The following is a 16,182-nucleotide window of genomic DNA, read 5'->3' on the forward strand; positions in this document are numbered from 1 at the left end:
TACATGAATAATAGTTTTGAAGTCAGTATTCGTTGAGTCACAAAATCTTAAATTGAAGAGTTTGATCATGGCTCAGATTGAACGCTGGCGGCAGGCCTAACACATGCAAGTCGAGCGGAAACGACACTGACAATCCTTCGGGTGCGTTAATGGGCGTCGAGCGGCGGACGGGTGAGTAATGCCTAGGAAATTGCCTTGATGTGGGGGATAACCATTGGAAACGATGGCTAATACCGCATGATGCCTACGGGCCAAAGAGGGGGACCTTCGGGCCTCTCGCGTCAAGATATGCCTAGGTGGGATTAGCTAGTTGGTGAGGTAATGGCTCACCAAGGCGACGATCCCTAGCTGGTCTGAGAGGATGATCAGCCACACTGGAACTGAGACACGGTCCAGACTCCTACGGGAGGCAGCAGTGGGGAATATTGCACAATGGGCGCAAGCCTGATGCAGCCATGCCGCGTGTATGAAGAAGGCCTTCGGGTTGTAAAGTACTTTCAGTTGTGAGGAAGGGGGTAACGTTAATAGCGTTATCTCTTGACGTTAGCAACAGAAGAAGCACCGGCTAACTCCGTGCCAGCAGCCGCGGTAATACGGAGGGTGCGAGCGTTAATCGGAATTACTGGGCGTAAAGCGCATGCAGGTGGTTCATTAAGTCAGATGTGAAAGCCCGGGGCTCAACCTCGGAACTGCATTTGAAACTGGTGAACTAGAGTACTGTAGAGGGGGGTAGAATTTCAGGTGTAGCGGTGAAATGCGTAGAGATCTGAAGGAATACCAGTGGCGAAGGCGGCCCCCTGGACAGATACTGACACTCAGATGCGAAAGCGTGGGGAGCAAACAGGATTAGATACCCTGGTAGTCCACGCCGTAAACGATGTCTACTTGGAGGTTGTGGCCTTGAGCCGTGGCTTTCGGAGCTAACGCGTTAAGTAGACCGCCTGGGGAGTACGGTCGCAAGATTAAAACTCAAATGAATTGACGGGGGCCCGCACAAGCGGTGGAGCATGTGGTTTAATTCGATGCAACGCGAAGAACCTTACCTACTCTTGACATCCAGAGAATCCAGCGGAGACGCAGGAGTGCCTTCGGGAGCTCTGAGACAGGTGCTGCATGGCTGTCGTCAGCTCGTGTTGTGAAATGTTGGGTTAAGTCCCGCAACGAGCGCAACCCTTATCCTTGTTTGCCAGCACGTAATGGTGGGAACTCCAGGGAGACTGCCGGTGATAAACCGGAGGAAGGTGGGGACGACGTCAAGTCATCATGGCCCTTACGAGTAGGGCTACACACGTGCTACAATGGCGCATACAGAGGGCAGCGAGCTAGCGATAGTGAGCGAATCCCAAAAAGTGCGTCGTAGTCCGGATTGGAGTCTGCAACTCGACTCCATGAAGTCGGAATCGCTAGTAATCGTGAATCAGAATGTCACGGTGAATACGTTCCCGGGCCTTGTACACACCGCCCGTCACACCATGGGAGTGGGCTGCAAAAGAAGTAGGTAGTCTAACCTTCGGGAGGACGCTTACCACTTTGTGGTTCATGACTGGGGTGAAGTCGTAACAAGGTAGCCCTAGGGGAACCTGGGGCTGGATCACCTCCTTATACGAAGATATTGACGATGAGTGTCCACACAGATTGATGGTTTAGATTTAGTTAAAGCCAGAGCTTTAATTAATAACGTAAGTTATTGATTAAAGCTTTTTGCTTTATGCTCTTTAACAATTTGGAAAGCTGACTGATTACTTAATTGGTTTTCACTTTAAAAAGTGAAATCAAACAGCTCTAGGCTGTGATTAAGTTAATCAAATTTAAAAGTTCTCAATGTTTATCTGCTCTTAGTGAATAAGAACAGCATAAACACAACAAACACATTCAAGTGTCTTGTATTCGATTCAAACTTGTTTGAATCACATTGAGTCCGGCAAACAGTCATCAAGAATTAACCCTTCTTGATGACAACCAAAAACCTTGGTGATTTGACATCAACACGAAACTTCTTCGGGTTGTATGGTTAAGTGACTAAGCGTACACGGTGGATGCCTTGGCAGTCAGAGGCGATGAAAGACGTAATAACTTGCGATAAGCCCAGATTAGGTAGTAATAACCTTTTGAGTCTGGGATTTCTGAATGGGGAAACCCACGTGCATAAGCACGTATCTTGTTGTGAATACATAGCAACAGGAGGCAAACCGGGGGAACTGAAACATCTAAGTACCCCGAGGAAGAGAAATCAACCGAGATTCCGAAAGTAGCGGCGAGCGAAATTGGATTAGCCCTTAAGCTTTTAATGATGCAGGTGAAGCCTCTGGAAAGTGGCGCAGTAAAGGGTGATAGCCCCGTAACCGACACATCATCATCAGTGAAATCGAGTAAGGCGGGACACGTGATATCCTGTCTGAATATGGGGGGACCATCCTCCAAGGCTAAATACTACTGACTGACCGATAGTGAACCAGTACCGTGAGGGAAAGGCGAAAAGAACCCCTGTGAGGGGAGTGAAATAGAACCTGAAACCGTGTACGTACAAGCAGTAGGAGCACCTTCGTGGTGTGACTGCGTACCTTTTGTATAATGGGTCAGCGACTTAATTTTAGTAGCAAGGTTAACCGTTTAGGGGAGCCGTAGGGAAACCGAGTCTTAACTGGGCGTACAGTTGCTAGGATTAGACCCGAAACCAGGTGATCTAGCCATGGGCAGGTTGAAGGTTGAGTAACATCAACTGGAGGACCGAACCGACTAATGTTGAAAAATTAGCGGATGACTTGTGGCTAGGGGTGAAAGGCCAATCAAACCTGGAGATAGCTGGTTCTCCCCGAAAGCTATTTAGGTAGCGCCTCGGACGAATACTACTGGGGGTAGAGCACTGTTAAGGCTAGGGGGTCATCCCGACTTACCAACCCTTTGCAAACTCCGAATACCAGTAAGTACTATCCGGGAGACACACGGCGGGTGCTAACGTCCGTCGTGGAGAGGGAAACAACCCAGACCGCCAGCTAAGGTCCCAAAGTATAGCTAAGTGGGAAACGATGTGGGAAGGCTCAGACAGCCAGGATGTTGGCTTAGAAGCAGCCATCATTTAAAGAAAGCGTAATAGCTCACTGGTCGAGTCGGCCTGCGCGGAAGATGTAACGGGGCTAAGCTATACACCGAAGCTGCGGCTACGTACCTTAGGGTGCGTGGGGTAGGGGAGCGTTCTGTAAGCCGTTGAAGGTGGTCTGTAAGGGCTGCTGGAGGTATCAGAAGTGCGAATGCTGACATGAGTAACGATAAAGGGAGTGAAAAACTCCCTCGCCGGAAGACCAAGGGTTCCTGTCCAACGTTAATCGGGGCAGGGTAAGTCGACTCCTAAGGCGAGGCCGAAAGGCGTAGTCGATGGGAAACGGGTTAATATTCCCGTACTTCTTACAATTGCGATGGGGGGACGGAGAAGGCTAGGTGGGCCTGGCGACGGTTGTCCAGGTTCAAGTACGTAGGCGGAAGGTTTAGGTAAATCCGGACTTTCATTAACGCTGAGATACGATGTCGAGCACCTACGGGTGTGAAGTCATTGATGCCATGCTTCCAGGAAAAGCCTCTAAGCTTCAGATTGTAAGGAATCGTACCCCAAACCGACACAGGTGGTCGGGTAGAGAATACCAAGGCGCTTGAGAGAACTCGGGTGAAGGAACTAGGCAAAATGGTACCGTAACTTCGGGAGAAGGTACGCTCTTATCAGTGAAGTCCCTTGCGGATGGAGCAGACGAGAGTCGCAGATACCAGGTGGCTGCAACTGTTTATTAAAAACACAGCACTGTGCAAAATCGTAAGATGACGTATACGGTGTGACGCCTGCCCGGTGCCGGAAGGTTAATTGATGGGGTTAGACTTCGGTCGAAGCTCTTGATCGAAGCCCCGGTAAACGGCGGCCGTAACTATAACGGTCCTAAGGTAGCGAAATTCCTTGTCGGGTAAGTTCCGACCTGCACGAATGGCGTAATGATGGCCACGCTGTCTCCACCCGAGACTCAGTGAAATTGAAATCGCTGTGAAGATGCAGTGTACCCGCGGCTAGACGGAAAGACCCCGTGAACCTTTACTACAGCTTGGCACTGAACATTGAACCTACATGTGTAGGATAGGTGGGAGACTATGAAATTGCGTCGCTAGATGTGATGGAGTCGTCCTTGAAATACCACCCTTGTAGTTTTGATGTTCTAACGTTGGCCCCTGAATCGGGGTTACGGACAGTGCCTGGTGGGTAGTTTGACTGGGGCGGTCTCCTCCCAAAGAGTAACGGAGGAGCACGAAGGTGGGCTAAACACGGTTGGACATCGTGTGGTTAGTGCAATGGCATAAGCCCGCTTGACTGCGAGAATGACAATTCGAGCAGGTGCGAAAGCAGGTCATAGTGATCCGGTGGTTCTGAATGGAAGGGCCATCGCTCAACGGATAAAAGGTACTCCGGGGATAACAGGCTGATACCGCCCAAGAGTTCATATCGACGGCGGTGTTTGGCACCTCGATGTCGGCTCATCACATCCTGGGGCTGAAGTCGGTCCCAAGGGTATGGCTGTTCGCCATTTAAAGTGGTACGCGAGCTGGGTTTAGAACGTCGTGAGACAGTTCGGTCCCTATCTGCCGTGGGCGTTGGAAAATTGAAAGGGGCTGCTCCTAGTACGAGAGGACCGGAGTGGACGAACCTCTGGTGTTCGGGTTGTCATGCCAATGGCATTGCCCGGTAGCTACGTTCGGAATCGATAAGCGCTGAAAGCATCTAAGCGCGAAGCGAGCCTTGAGATGAGTTTTCCCTGGCACTATAAGTGTCCTAAAGGGTTGTCGTAGACTACGACGTTGATAGGCAGGGTGTGTAAGTGCTGCGAGGCATTGAGCTAACCTGTACTAATTGCCCGTGAGGCTTAACCATACAACACCCAAGGGGTTTTGTGGACTCAAAGCAATACCAAACGCTTGAATGAGTTTGAAGAGATAGACTTTTAAATCAGTTTTCCGAATTATTAATTGTCGCAGAGGCGTCAATTAAACAGAATTTGCTTGGCGACCATAGCATTGTGGACCCACCTGATTCCATGCCGAACTCAGTAGTGAAACACAATAGCGCCGATGGTAGTGTGGGGTTTCCCCATGTGAGAGTAGGACATCGCCAGGCTTTAAATTAAATCTTTAGGTTGACCGACCTGGAGATATGGACGCTCACTTAGTGAGTTGACCACTGCGGAGTGGTAGTTCAGTTGGTTAGAATACCGGCCTGTCACGCCGGGGGTCGCGGGTTCGAGTCCCGTCCACTCCGCCACTTATTCGATCACCTCGCCTAGTGCGAGGTTTTTTCGAATTTGAAGTAAGATAAAATTTTAGGGGTGTAGCTCCAATTGGCAGAGCAGCGGATTCCAAATCCGCGTGTTGGGAGTTCGAATCTCTCCACCCCTGCCATATTTAAGGCTCTAGCAGAAATGCTGGAGCCTTTTTACTTTTTGGTTTTGAAACATGTCATTACAGAGCAGCGGGTTCCCCGACTAACCAAAACAGCGCGTGTTGGGAGTTCGAATCTCTCCACCCCTGCCATATTTAAGGCTCTAGCAGAAATGCTGGAGCCTTTTTTACTTTTTGGTTTTGAAACATGTCATTAGTAGAGCAGCGGATTCCCCGACTAACCAAAACAGCGTGTGTTGGGAGTTCTAGCGTTTAGACCACATAGGCGCCTTTGATTGTTCTTATCATCTCTGTATATCTTTCATCTTGAGCTTTTACACATATATTTTGTTTTGATTGTGGAAAAACTTGGAGTGGTTAGTTTTTAGCAGGCACAAAAAAAGGCCACCTAAATTAGGCAGCCTGATTTCATATTTTTAGATGTTAATCTAGCTCTTTCTCAGCTTGTTTCGCCTTCTCTATCATTGGAGTAATGGTTGAGCCTTGAACTAGAATAGAGAACACAACAACGGCATAGGTCATGACGAGTATGATCTCTTTTACATCGATGAGCTTCTCTTCAACTACCCAGATACCAGAAGGGATTGAAAGTGCCATTGCTAGAGCCAAGCCACCACGAAGCCCACCCCAAGTGAGAATGTTAATTGACCATGGGTTATAAGTTCTAAAGCGTTTAAATCCGACATAGGATAAGAAAACACTTAGGTAGCGAGCGCTTAATACGAGGGGGACAGCGAATGCCATTAAGATCCAATCCTCTTGATGGAACTTAAATAGCAACATCGACATACCAATTAATAAGAATAATACGCCGTTTAAAAATTCATCTATCAGCTCCCAGAAATGGTCTAGATGATCCTCACTCTCTTTTGAAAAGCCAATGAACCTTGTCCAGTTTCCTATCATGATTCCAGAGACTACCATTGCTAATGGCCCCGATACGTGTAGGACCTCTGCGAAGGCATAGCCCGCAGTTGGTATGCCGAGCGTTAGCAGTAATTCCATTGAGTGATCATCGGTATTGCTGATTAGGTAATGGAACAGTAAACCTAAAGCAAAGCCATAGACGATACCGCCAATAGCTTCTTGGACAAATAGCATGGTTACGCTACCTACCGTTGGCGCTTCTGTGCCGAATGCGATGGTAAATAGGGTTACGAAGATGACTAAGCCAAAGCCATCATTAAATAGAGATTCTCCCTCGATTTGAGTCGAGATTCGTCTTGGAGCGTCAAGTTTCTTTACTATCGCTAACACTGCTATTGGATCGGTTGGAGAGATTAAAGACCCAAAGAGTAAGCAATAAATCAGGTCAAATTGAATACCGATGAATTGACAGAATCCATAGAGCACAAAGCCGATAAAGAATGTTGAAAATAGCGTAGCACCAAGTGCGAGGACTGTTATTTCCCACTTCTGGTCTTTTAGATTCGGTAATTTAATCCCCAAACCGCCAGCAAAAAGTAAGAAGCCTAGTATTCCTTTGAGTAGGAAGTCTTCAAAGTTGATACTGGCAACGGTTTCTGAGGCGATGTCAGCCAATTGGAACCAATTATTTTGTCCTGCAATGATAATTAATAGAGATAAAATCATTGAGCCAGCAGTAATGGCGATAGTTGTCTGCATTTTACCAATTTTACTATTGACGAAAGCAATCAGCATGGCTGCTGCAGACAAGAAACATAAGGTGTAGTAAACCGACATTGGGATTCCAATATGTAACAAAGTATAAACGTGAATTTTCGTTGTCTCATGCTCAAATAGCAAACACTTTTTGTTATTAGTCGGTAATCAATTACCTGTTTTAGACGTCTAGACTCCTTTTTAATGTGTGATAGGATGGAGAGATAATTAAAGGAATGAGGTTGTACCGTGGGAAGTAATGTAAGGCAAAAGATTGAAGCTTTGTTGAAGCAACGAATTTTACTGATTGATGGTGGCATGGGTACCATGATTCAGGACTATAAATTGGAAGAACACGACTATCGTGGTAAACGTTTCGCTGAATGGCATAGTGATTTAAAAGGCAACAACGACCTATTGGTACTTACGCAGCCTAATCTTATCAAAGATATCCATGAAAAATATCTGGAAGCAGGGGCGGATATCCTTGAGACCAATACCTTTAATGCTACAACCATCGCTATGGCTGACTACGATATGGAAGGTCTTAGTGCAGAGATTAACTTTGCTGCTGCTAAGTTGGCTCGTGAAGCCGCTGATAAATGGACAGCAAAAACCCCAGAAAAACCTCGTTTTGTCGCGGGTGTATTAGGTCCAACCAACCGAACTTGTTCTATCTCCCCGGATGTGAATGACCCCGGTTACCGTAATGTTAGCTTTGATGAACTTGTTGAAGCTTACTCTGAGTCCACTCGTGCTCTTATCAAAGGCGGCTCAGATCTTATTCTTATCGAAACCATCTTCGATACGTTAAACGCTAAAGCCTGTTCTTTTGCTGTTGAATCTGTTTTTGAAGAAGTCGGCATTACGCTTCCTGTGATGATTTCCGGAACTATAACGGATGCATCAGGCCGAACGCTTTCAGGACAAACGACGGAAGCATTCTACAACGCCCTTCGTCATGTTAAGCCTATTTCATTTGGTTTGAACTGTGCATTGGGCCCGGATGAACTACGAGAGTATGTCAGCGAGATGTCTCGTATCTCTGAATGTCATGTTTCTGCTCATCCTAACGCTGGTTTGCCTAATGCCTTTGGTGAGTATGATCTTTCACCAGAAGAGATGGCAGAGCATGTTAAAGAGTGGGCGGAAAGTGGCTTCTTGAATTTAATTGGTGGCTGTTGTGGTACCACGCCCGAACATATTCGCCAGATGGCTGAGGCTGTAGAGGGGTTAACACCGCGTCAGTTGCCTGACCTACCTGTGTCGTGTCGCTTATCCGGTTTGGAACCTCTGACAATCACGAAAGAGTCTTTATTTGTAAACGTGGGTGAACGTACTAATGTTACTGGTTCTGCACGCTTCAAACGCTTGATCAAAGAAGAGCTTTACGATGAAGCGTTGAGTGTTGCTCGAGAACAAGTAGAAAACGGTGCACAAATCATCGATATCAACATGGATGAAGGGATGCTAGACGCAGAGGCGTGCATGGTTAAATTCCTGAACCTATGTGCTTCTGAACCAGAGATCTCGAAAGTACCTGTCATGGTCGACTCTTCCAAGTGGGAAGTTATCGAAGCTGGCCTGAAATGTATTCAGGGCAAAGGTATTGTTAACTCTATCTCCTTGAAAGAAGGCAAAGCGAAGTTTGTCGAGCAAGCTAAATTGGTTCGCCGCTATGGTGCAGCAGTAATCGTGATGGCTTTTGATGAAGTTGGCCAAGCCGATACTCGAGAGCGTAAAGTCGAGATCTGTACTAACGCTTACCACATCCTTGTTGATGAAGTGGGTTTCCCACCTGAAGACATTATTTTTGACCCGAACATCTTCGCGGTTGCGACGGGTATTGATGAGCATAACAACTACGCGGTCGATTTCATCGAAGCAGTAGGGGATATCAAGCGTGACCTCCCTCATGCGATGATCTCTGGTGGTGTATCGAATGTGTCGTTCTCATTCCGTGGCAACAACTACGTTCGTGAGGCAATCCACGCAGTATTCCTATATCACTGTTTTAAGAATGGTATGGATATGGGCATCGTAAACGCTGGTCAGTTAGAAATTTACGATAACGTTCCAGAAGACCTACGTAATGCTGTTGAAGATGTTGTACTGAACCGTCGTGATGATTCGACCGAACGCTTGCTTGATATGGCAACCGAGTACCTAGAGCGAGCAGTGGGGAAAGTTGAAGATAAATCAGCTTTAGAATGGCGAACTTGGCCTGTAGAGAAACGATTAGAGCACTCTTTGGTGAAAGGTATTACCGACTTTATTATTGAAGATACCGAAGAAGCTCGCGTTAATGCTTCTCGTCCTATTGAAGTGATTGAAGGCCCTCTAATGGACGGCATGAACGTTGTAGGTGACCTATTTGGTGAAGGTAAGATGTTCTTACCACAGGTAGTTAAGTCTGCGCGTGTAATGAAGCAGGCTGTTGCACACTTAGAACCGTTCATCAATGCATCCAAAGAAGTGGGCGCGACTAACGGTAAGATTTTGTTAGCGACCGTTAAAGGCGACGTACACGATATCGGTAAGAATATCGTTGGCGTGGTTTTGCAGTGTAACAACTACGAAATTATCGACTTAGGTGTGATGGTTTCTTGTGAAAAGATTCTAAAGGTCGCTAAAGAAGAGAACGTCGACATTATCGGCTTATCTGGTTTGATCACGCCATCTCTTGATGAAATGGTACACGTAGCCAAAGAGATGGAGAGACAAGGCTTTAAGCTTCCTCTATTGATTGGTGGCGCAACCACCTCTAAAGCGCACACTGCGGTTAAGATTGAACAGAACTATTCTGAGCCAGTGGTTTATGTAAACAACGCCTCTCGTGCTGTGGGTGTGTGTACCTCACTACTTTCTGATGAATTGAAACCTGCTTTCGTCGAGAAGTTGGATATCGATTATGATCGCGTTCGTGATCAACATAATCGTAAGAAGCCTCGCACTAAGCCTGTGACACTTGAAAAAGCTCGTGCTAATAAAGTGGCCATTGATTGGGATGCTTATACACCACCGGCACCAGCTAAGCCGGGAGTGCACATATTCAATGACTTCGATGTGGCTACGTTGCGTAATTATATCGATTGGACGCCATTCTTCATGACGTGGTCTTTAGTTGGTAAGTACCCAGCTATTCTTGACCATGAAGAAGTAGGTGAAGAGGCAAAACGTTTATTCAGAGACGCGAACGATCTGTTAGACCGTGTGGAGAAAGAAAAGCTACTTGAAGCGCGTGGCATGTGTGCGATGTTCCCTGCCAACAGTGTCGGTGATGATATTGAAGTGTATACCGATGAATCTCGTACTGAGGTATTGAAGGTTCTGCATAATCTTCGTCAACAAACAGAGAAACCAAAAGGCTTTAACTACTGTTTGTCTGATTACATCGCTCCAAAAGAAAGCGGTAAAGCGGACTGGATTGGTGGCTTTGCGGTAACTGGCGGTATTGGTGAACGTGAATTGGCTGATGAATACAAAGCCAATGGCGATGATTACAATGCCATCATGATTCAAGCGGTTGCTGATCGATTGGCTGAAGCGTTCGCGGAGTACCTGCATAAAGAAGTGAGAAAGGATATTTGGGGTTACTCGCCAGATGAAGACTTATCGAACGATGACTTGATTCGTGAGAAATACCAAGGTATTCGCCCTGCTCCAGGTTACCCTGCTTGCCCAGAGCATACTGAAAAAGGTACGTTGTGGGAATTAATGGATGTTGAGAAAGCGATTGATATGTCCTTAACGTCGAGCTATGCGATGTGGCCTGGTGCTTCTGTGTCTGGTATGTACTTTTCACATCCTGATGCTCGATACTTTGCTATTGCACAGATTCAACAGGATCAAGTGGATAGTTATGCCGATCGTAAAGGTTGGGATATGTTAGAAGCTGAGAAGTGGTTAGGTCCAAACATTAATTAGCTTTTAAGCTATGACGAGCTTGAATTCGTCAAGTAAAAAAGAGAAAGGGTTGCTTGGTTGCAACCCTTTTTGTATTCGTGATTTAGTTATTTATCAGTCGATGATAAACGGGCTTTCTACTCAAATAATTCTTGGTGAAGTTTCTGAATCGCTAACTTAGAAACAGACTCATTCAGCAGGAAGCACAGGTTATGAGGGCTTGCACCGTAGCAAATCATACGCAGGTTGAAATCTTCTAGAGTGCCGAATACTTGCTTTGCATAGCCTTTGCTTTCACTCATGTTGTTACCAATAAGAGCAACAAGGCACAGGTCATGCTCAATATCGACAGAACACAGTTCTTCAAGCTCAATACGCGCTGATTCTGGTAATTCAGGAGCACCACCGGATGTGTCTGTTTGATCCAACGTAAGTGAAACACTGATCTCTGATGTGGTGATAAGATCGACGGAGATCTTATGTTTAGCAAGGATCTCGAACACTTTTGCAAGGAAACCGTAAGCATGGAACATGTTAGCGCTACGCAGCGTAACCATGGTTTGGTTGCAGCGTAGGGCAAGTGCTCTGAATAGAGGAGAGCTTTCTACTTGCTGGCGAATCCAAGTTCCACCTAATTCTGGTGCTTTTGAAGAACCGACAAATACTGGAATTTGATGGCGCAGTGCAGGAACGAGAGTCGAAGGGTGCAAGATCTTCGCGCCGAAGTTTGCCATTTCCGATGCTTCACTGAAGCTGATTTCTGGGATAGGAGAGGCCTTAGGAGCAATACGTGGATCGGTAGTATAGATACCCGGAACATCCGTCCAGATTTCTAAGCCAATCGCTTGTACCGACTCGGCAATCAGTGCAGCTGAATAATCACTGCCACCGCGGCCTAGGGTCGTGGTGTTACCTTCGTTATCAGCACCGATAAAGCCTTGGGTAACGACAACTTGTTGCTGGCACAGTGGAATCAATTTCTCTTTTGCCAAAGCGGCAATCTCTTCTAGCTGTGGTTCTGCTTTTCCGAAATCATCATTGGTGCGCATCACTTCTCGAATATCAAAGCGAACCGCAGGTGTTCCGCGCTCGCGAATGATTTGAGCTAGGATGTGTGTCGACATCAGCTCACCACAGGCCACTAGGTGATCAGTCAGCTTAGTACTTGCTTGAAATGATGCCGCTTCAGCAGCGCTAGCAATGTCATCAAGAATACTGTGAACTTCTTTTTCGATGCTGATTGGATCAGCAAGTTGGTCAAGAATAGCATTGTGGATGTCGGCTAATTGCGTCATCAATTCTTGTCGGCGAGCTTTGTCTTGAACTCCGCTTGCGAGTTCCACAAGCAAGTTGGTAACACCAGAACATGCGCTACTTACGACCAGTTTCGTTTTTGAGTTGTTTTCAATAATGGCAGCACAACGGCTCATTGCTTCAAAGTTGGCAACACTTGTTCCACCAAACTTAGCGACATTAAAAGAACCAGCTACATTAGATGCACTCACGATATATCTCCCACGACTTCCTAAAATAAAATTACGGTTGGGTAATCCAACGTCCGATGTTTTTCGAAGAGAGTTTTAGAGCAAAAAGAGAGGAATTATTAGAATAGTAACCTCAGAAGCTCTTCACCATATAGAAATGGCGACAGTTGAAGGGATTCAGCCCACTCAACCGATAATAAAGGTCCTGCATCCTTTTATTATCTCGGCACTGCTCCCCATAAATGTTTTGTATTGGAAATGCGGTTCCACAAAACATCTGCCTGGGCAGTGCTCCTCTTCTGCTAGATAGCCGTTTCATTGAACGTGTTTGCGGTAACAATGTCAATCCGTAACTTGAGATAATTGAAAAATAATTTTAACAATTCTGTGACAGTGGTTTGACCTCAATACTTATGGCTAATTGCTGAGGTTATCGATTTGCTTTAGGGTGGAATGTTCACAACATTAACGTAAGGGATGCACATGTCTAATTTAACACTCACTACTGCTATCGATAGTTTTTATCCACCACACCGAACGTTAATGGGACCAGGTCCTTCTGATATCTCACCTCAAGTACTGCAGGCTCTAAGCCGTCCGACGATTGGTCACCTAGATCCGTTGTTTATTGCGATGATGGATGAGCTTAAACAACTTCTTAAGTATGCATTCCAAACTGAAAATGAATTTACGATTGCCGTTTCTGCACCGGGCAGTGCGGGCATGGAAACCTGTTTTGTTAACTTGATTGAGCCTGGTGAAAAGGTGATTGTTTGCCGGAACGGTGTTTTCGGCGAGCGCATGCGAGAAAATGTTGTACGTTGTGGTGGCGAAGCGATACTTGTTGATGACGAGTGGGGCAAACCCGTCTCGGTGGAAAAGGTAGAAAAGGCATTGGCAGAAAACCCCGATGCTGTTGCTGTCGCATTTGTGCATGCAGAGACCTCTACTGGAGCGTTATCGGATGCTCAAGCTATCTCAGCTATTGCTCGTCAGTTTAATGCTCTGACGATTGTTGATGCAGTAACCTCGTTAGGTGGTGTTCCGTTGTTGGTTGATGAATGGCAGCTTGATGCGGTTTATTCTGGCAGCCAAAAGTGCCTGTCTTGTGTACCGGGACTATCTCCGGTGACTTTCTCTCAGCGTGCGGTTGAGAAAATGAAGGCGCGTCAATCACCAGTACAAAGCTGGTTCCTAGACCAGAGCTTGGTATTAGGTTATTGGAGTGGTGAAGGTAAGCGTAGCTATCATCATACTGCACCTGTAAACAGTCTTTATGCGCTGCATGAGGCTCTTGTACTATTGAAAAATGAAGGCTTAGATAATGCGTGGTCTCGTCACCATGCGATGCATCAAGAGTTGAAAGAGGGTGTTGAAGCATTAGGACTCAAGTTTGTCGTTGATGAAGAGAGCCGCTTGCCGCAACTTAATACACTTTATTTCCCTGAAGGGATTGATGAAGCTAAGGTAAGGACACAGTTGTTGGAAGAATATAATCTTGAGATTGGTGCGGGGCTTGGTTCATTGGCTGGTAAGGCTTGGCGTATTGGTCTGATGGGTTATGGTGCTCGAAAAGAGAACGTCGCCTTATGCTTAAAAGCGCTCCAAGATGTCTTATACCAATCGTAGTAATTAACTGGTCATCCTAGCTTGTTAAAATACTCGATAACATCGTTAGAAATTTTGATTGTAGAATAACTACTTATCGAAAACCTCTGTCTTGTTCTCAAGCTTTTTCCTACGCTATTTATGACCATCTACTTACTGTGATTGGTATTAAAATAACCTTTCTCTATATGGATTAAAAAAGCGCACGATAGAACGTGCGCTTTTTTGTGTGTCGCCTAAACCTCAATCCATGACATTGGTTTTAGGTACTTTGAAATCATTGGCAGAAGAGATGTTATTTTTAGCTTCTGAAATTTTCTTATAATGTACCTTTGAGAAATCTCTATTTGGAAATAAGAACTTTGCTTCGCTACGAATCTGCTCAGCTTTACTTTCCTCCCCAATCCCTTGATACGCCAGAATTAGGTTGCTATAGAAAGCCGATCTTGGCTTACTCTGGATGATTTCTAACGACCAATCGATATAAGGCTGAATAAGGCTCGGCTCGGCTTTGTAGAGACCAATGTTTAGATAAGTACTGTATATATCCCAGTCATATCGATCCTTCCAAACCACAGGATTTGTCACTTGTTTGAGGATATCAGGATTTTTAGGCTTAGACAGTTCGAACTTAGTCAGTACATAGTTGGTGTGCAACGCACTCAACATATAAAAGCTTACCAAGATTGGTATCACTAAACTCGACACTCTAAATAGAGTTTTACTGATGAGACTAAATGGCTGTTGGTAGTAGTGTCGGGAAGATCGTTGGTCGATCCAGTAAATCAAAATAATGAAAGTAATCCAGTGAATAGCGGAATGATAAAAAGGGTATTCAAGCTGTGAGTGTAACAATATCGGAATGAACAGTGCGAACAGTGCTAGACGCGTACCTTTCGCCGCACTCATGATGCGTAACACCACCAACGCCGCGGCCATTAAGAGCCCAAGGATCGGAACAATTCCACCTTCAACGCCCCAATACAGAATTTCATTGTGCGGGTGGTCCATCGAAGGAAGGCCTGGATGGTAATTTGAGTTGAGTTGGTGCTGGCGAGCGGTATACAGCGTATATTCGGATTCGAACTTTCCGTAGCCATAACCTGTAAAGGGCTTTTCTACCATCATGTCCAGTGCTTGTGGGAAGGTATAAGCTCGTGGACTTTCTAAGTGAGTTCTTTTACTCGCTAAACTATCAGTGGCACTGAGATTAATCACTGAAAAAGCGACAACGATACCGACCAAAACCGATCCACACCAACCGTAAAACCGCTTCTTAGTCGAGAATTTGTAGAGATAAGGCAGAATACATATAAACCCTATTACAGCTGCTAACCAACCAGTACGTGATGCGATGATAATCAATAACGGCACGGTTAAGGTTGGGGTCAAATACAGTAGAATCGACTTGCTAATTTTATGATTATATTTAGCCGGCTGCCTGGCTAACAGATAAGCGGAAAGTACAAAACCAGTTGCTAGGAAGCTGGCCATAACGTTGGGTTGTTGGAAGATCCCGTAAGGTCTATTGGTCGCAGTGTTATAACCAAACAGGTTGCCTGGTTCTAATAAAAAATATTGCACATACCCAAATAAGGCTTGTAGGACGGTGGCTAACACAATGAACCACAGCATGCGCTGCTTATGCTCATTGCTGAATTTGAATTGCTGAAGCACTACGAATAAGGCAAAGCCTGCCCATAATCCAAGTAAACGCCCTGATGCCCCTTGAGGAGCGGCATTGCTGTATAAAATTGGTAGCGTGAGTATGATACAGCTTATCAAAAAGCCAATCGTTAATTTGGAATACTTGAGTACTCGGTTTGTAGCGAGTTGGTAAAAACCAATGGCTAGCGTGAAGCTAAGAGCTAACCAAGTGGTTGGGTTAAAGGATAAAGCAAGGCCTGAACCACCAGGGTTAGGCATGAAAAAGTGCATGGCCAACAAGAATACGACAGCTAAAGAAGCAATAAATGCTTTGTTTAGCGGTAGCTGGTTTATCTGATTTTCTAGCTGGGTGCCGCTAGTATGTATTGTTGCCATAGATCCCTAACCTTATAAAAACAGAGCTTGTTCCTTATGAAACAAGCTCTGTTACTTTAACATTTTTATGTCTGTTCGTTGGGGGCTATTT

The 16,182-nt window shown here is 45.7% G+C and carries 5 protein-coding genes, 2 tRNA genes, 3 rRNA genes and 1 riboswitch; of the genes, 7 read left to right on the forward strand and 3 right to left on the reverse strand.

Annotated elements, in window-relative coordinates:
• Nucleotides 1-49: 49 nt before the first annotated feature.
• The 5 genes from OCU50_RS01500 to OCU50_RS01520 all read left to right on the forward strand — a co-directional run bounded on the left by OCU50_RS01500 (nt 50) and on the right by OCU50_RS01520 (nt 5,427).
• Nucleotides 50-1,602: ribosomal RNA gene (locus OCU50_RS01500) — 16S ribosomal RNA — on the forward strand.
• A 407-nt stretch (nt 1,603-2,009) separates the two neighbouring features.
• Nucleotides 2,010-4,903 (forward strand): 23S ribosomal RNA (locus OCU50_RS01505).
• A 127-nt stretch (nt 4,904-5,030) separates the two neighbouring features.
• Nucleotides 5,031-5,146, forward strand: a 5S ribosomal RNA gene (gene rrf, locus OCU50_RS01510).
• Together the 16S, 23S and 5S rRNA genes with 2 tRNA genes alongside form the textbook arrangement of a ribosomal RNA operon.
• A 67-nt stretch (nt 5,147-5,213) precedes the next feature.
• Nucleotides 5,214-5,290, forward strand: a tRNA-Asp gene (locus OCU50_RS01515).
• Nucleotides 5,291-5,350: 60 nt separating this feature from the next.
• Nucleotides 5,351-5,427, forward strand: a tRNA-Trp gene (locus tag OCU50_RS01520).
• 423 nt (nt 5,428-5,850) lie between these two features.
• Here the strand turns inward: OCU50_RS01520 and OCU50_RS01525 are convergent.
• Complete coding sequence (locus OCU50_RS01525) at nt 5,851-7,131, reverse strand: cation:proton antiporter (RefSeq protein WP_060467065.1); 1,281 nt, start codon at nt 7,129-7,131, stop codon at nt 5,851-5,853.
• A gap of 168 nt (nt 7,132-7,299) precedes the next feature.
• Here OCU50_RS01525 and metH point away from each other — a divergent pair, with 168 nt between their 5' ends.
• Nucleotides 7,300-10,977 (forward strand): methionine synthase, encoded by a 3,678-nt coding sequence (gene metH / locus OCU50_RS01530; protein ID WP_060467066.1) that lies wholly within the window; start codon nt 7,300-7,302, stop codon nt 10,975-10,977.
• Between the two features lie 116 nt (nt 10,978-11,093).
• Here the strand turns inward: metH and lysC are convergent, their stop codons facing one another.
• A complete protein-coding gene (gene lysC, locus OCU50_RS01535; RefSeq protein WP_060467067.1) occupies nt 11,094-12,461 on the reverse strand; it encodes a lysine-sensitive aspartokinase 3 in 1,368 nt (455 codons plus the stop codon).
• A 108-nt stretch (nt 12,462-12,569) separates the two neighbouring features.
• A riboswitch (Lysine riboswitch) is annotated at nt 12,570-12,747 on the reverse strand.
• A 176-nt stretch (nt 12,748-12,923) separates the two neighbouring features.
• On the opposite strand from lysC, the gene OCU50_RS01540 reads away from it, so the two are divergent.
• Nucleotides 12,924-14,069, forward strand: a complete 1,146-nt coding sequence (locus OCU50_RS01540) for a pyridoxal-phosphate-dependent aminotransferase family protein (protein ID WP_060467068.1) — start codon at nt 12,924-12,926, stop codon at nt 14,067-14,069.
• A 222-nt stretch (nt 14,070-14,291) separates the two neighbouring features.
• Here OCU50_RS01540 and OCU50_RS01545 read toward each other — a convergent pair whose 3' ends face one another.
• Nucleotides 14,292-16,091 (reverse strand): PglL family O-oligosaccharyltransferase, encoded by a 1,800-nt coding sequence (locus tag OCU50_RS01545; RefSeq protein WP_060467069.1) that lies wholly within the window; start codon nt 16,089-16,091, stop codon nt 14,292-14,294.
• Between the last annotated feature and the right edge of the window lie 91 nt (nt 16,092-16,182).

The sequence above is a fragment of the Vibrio toranzoniae genome, from assembly GCF_024347655.1.
In the GTDB taxonomy this organism is placed as follows: Bacteria; Pseudomonadota; Gammaproteobacteria; order Enterobacterales; family Vibrionaceae; genus Vibrio; species Vibrio toranzoniae.

Bases quoted from the DNA above. Each gene is read 5' to 3' on its own strand.
- OCU50_RS01540 (WP_060467068.1), top strand. From the start codon at position 12,924: ATGTCTAATTTAACACTCACTACTGCTATCGATAGTTTTTATCCACCA.
- OCU50_RS01545 (WP_060467069.1), bottom strand. From the start codon at position 16,091: ATGGCAACAATACATACTAGCGGCACCCAGCTAGAAAATCAGATAAAC.
- OCU50_RS01525 (WP_060467065.1), bottom strand. From the start codon at position 7,131: ATGTCGGTTTACTACACCTTATGTTTCTTGTCTGCAGCAGCCATGCTG.